At 70.2% G+C, this 2,367-nt stretch carries 2 protein-coding genes and 1 pseudogene; 1 reads left to right on the top strand and 2 read right to left on the bottom strand.

The genetic code is table 11. From position 1 onward, the window contains the following. A partial coding sequence (locus GRX66_RS18330; RefSeq protein WP_325064197.1) for a fused MFS/spermidine synthase occupies window positions 1–554 on the bottom strand: 554 nt, incomplete at its 3' end. Window positions 555–745: 191 nt separating this feature from the next. On the opposite strand from GRX66_RS18330, the gene GRX66_RS18325 reads away from it, so the two are divergent. Beyond that, window positions 746–1,999, top strand: coding sequence for a tRNA (N(6)-L-threonylcarbamoyladenosine(37)-C(2))-methylthiotransferase (locus GRX66_RS18325; protein ID WP_159527766.1), 1,254 nt, complete (start codon window positions 746–748; stop codon window positions 1,997–1,999). Between the two features lie 16 nt (window positions 2,000–2,015). Here the strand turns inward: GRX66_RS18325 and GRX66_RS18320 are convergent. Next, window positions 2,016–2,367: pseudogene (locus tag GRX66_RS18320) on the bottom strand (hypothetical protein); the annotation flags it as partial.

Genomic DNA, 2,367 nt, shown 5'->3' with positions numbered 1-2,367 from the left:
GCGAGCAGCACGCCCCCGTAGAACGCGGCGATGGTGACGACGTCGAAGGCGGGGATCAGCACGAACGTCGTGCCGAACGACCCGAGGATGCTGCCGATGGTGCCGAGCGCGTAGACGCGCCCGGACGCCGCGCCGGTGCTCTCAGCGGCGGACAGTTCCGCGCCGTACGGGCTCACGAACCCGACGAGGAACGTCAGCGGGCCGAACAGCGCGACGATAGCGGGGACGGCAGCGTACCGCGACGGCACCGGCAGCGCCGCCGTCGCCCCGACGATTGGTTCGCCGAAGACGGCGACGACCCCCGCGAGCATGGCCGCGGCCGTGAGAACCGACACGAGGGCCTGCGGCCCCGCGTAGTCCGCGGTCCGGCCGCCCGCCCAGTACCCGAGGCTGAGCGCGGTGAGGAAGACGCCGATGATGCTCCCCCAGACGTAGATGCTGTTCCCGAACGTCGGCGTGACGAGGCGGCCCGCCAGCAGTTCCAGACCCATGCTGGCGATGCCGCCGAGGAACACCGCTGTTTCGGCGCGAGTGATGCGTGGCAGGCGTGACACGGTCCGTGGTTGTGGATGTGGCGCCTTCACCATGTCGCTACAGTTGGGGCGTGCCGGCGGACAGCGCTGTCGCGACGCCGCCCGGAGCGCCTGTCCTCGTGGGCCGACGTGTTCTCGGGGGCGTCCACTGGACCCGGGCCGTCGGTCTATCGTCGTGCTTTTGGCCGCGCGCACCCAACTCCGGGCAACGGATGGCCCAGTACCACATCGAGACGTACGGGTGTACGTCGAACCGCGGCGAGAGCCGGGAAATCGAGCGGCGCCTCCGGGACGCCGGCCACCACAGAGTCGACGGGGCCGACGACGCCGACGTCGCCATCCTCAACACCTGTACGGTCGTCGAGAAGACGGAGCGCAACATGCTCCGTCGGGCCGAGGAACTCGCGGACGAGACGGCCGATCTCATCGTCACTGGCTGCATGGCGCTGGCGCAGGGCGAGGAGTTCGCCGCCGCGGACGTCGACGCGCGGGTGCTGCACTGGGACGACGTGCCGGAAGCGGTGACGAACGGCGAGTGCCCGACGACGACGCCGGACTCGGAGCCGATCCTGGACGGCGTCATCGGCATCCTCCCCATCGCCCGCGGCTGCATGAGCAACTGCTCGTACTGCATCACGAAGCAGGCGACGGGCCGCGTGGACTCGCCGCCCGTCGAGGAGAACGTCGAGAAAGCCAGAGCGCTCGTGCACGCCGGCGCGACGGAGATCCGCATCACCGGCCAGGACACGGGCGTCTACGGCTGGGACGACGGCGAGCGGAAGCTCCCCGAACTCCTGGAGCGCATCGCCACCGAGATCGAGGGTGACTTCCGGGTGCGCGTCGGGATGGCGAACCCGGGCGGCGTCCACGGCATCCGCGAGGAGCTCGCCGAGGTCTTCGCCGAGCACGACGAGATCTACAACTTCCTGCACGCGCCCGTGCAGTCCGGCAGCGACGACGTCCTCGAGGACATGCGTCGCCAGCACGAGGTCGAGCAGTACGTCGACATCGTGGAGACGTTCGACGACCACCTCGAGGAGTGGACGCTGTCGACGGACTTCATCGTCGGGTTCCCGACGGAGACCGACCGCGACCACGAGCAGTCGATGGCGCTGCTGCGTGAGACCCGCCCGGAGAAGATCAACGTCACGCGGTTCTCGAAGCGCCCCGGCACGGACGCCGCGGCCATGAAGGGGCTGGGCGGCCAGACGAAGAAGGACCGCTCGAAGGCGATGACGGACCTGAAGATGGACGTCGTGGGCGAGGCCCACGAGGAGATGGTGGGCAGCGAGCGCGACGTCCTCGTGACCGAGCAGGGGACCGGCGACTCGGTGAAGTGCTACGACGACAGCTACCGCCAGGTCATCGTCCAGAACGCGTCCGAGCACGGCCTCGAACCCGGGGACTTCGCGACGGTCGAGGTCGTCGGCCACCAGACCGTCTACGCGTTCGGCGAACCGGTCTGAGCACCGGGCGTCGCGGTCAGTCGGCAGCGGCCCACGCCGCCGCGACGGTGCGGCGGACGCCGTATTCGACGGCGATTGCGAGCGCGACGCCCGCCGTGAGCAGCGGCCCGTAGCCGAGAGTCCACACCCAGAGGACGTCGGTTTCGCCGCCGACGTGCAGGAACAGGTACCACGTGGTCGTCGCGGCCGCGAACAGCGCCGGCGGCGCGCTGACGAGTCGCCAGCGCGCGAACGCGTAGCCGGCCGCCCCGGCCTGCACCGCGAGAACGAGCGCGGCACCTGCGAGCCATCCAGCGAGCGCCACGTCACTCCCGTAGCCGGCGAACGAGAACCCGCTCCACTGTCGGACTGCCGCCCACAGCGAGAGT

Origin of the sequence: Halobacterium bonnevillei (genome assembly GCF_009831555.1) — an archaeon.
Taxonomy (GTDB): domain Archaea; phylum Halobacteriota; class Halobacteria; order Halobacteriales; family Halobacteriaceae; genus Halobacterium; species Halobacterium bonnevillei.
This window is presented reverse-complemented; position numbering and strand designations above follow the sequence as displayed.

Bases quoted from the DNA above. Each gene is read 5' to 3' on its own strand.
- GRX66_RS18325 (WP_159527766.1), top strand. From the start codon at position 746: ATGGCCCAGTACCACATCGAGACGTACGGGTGTACGTCGAACCGCGGC.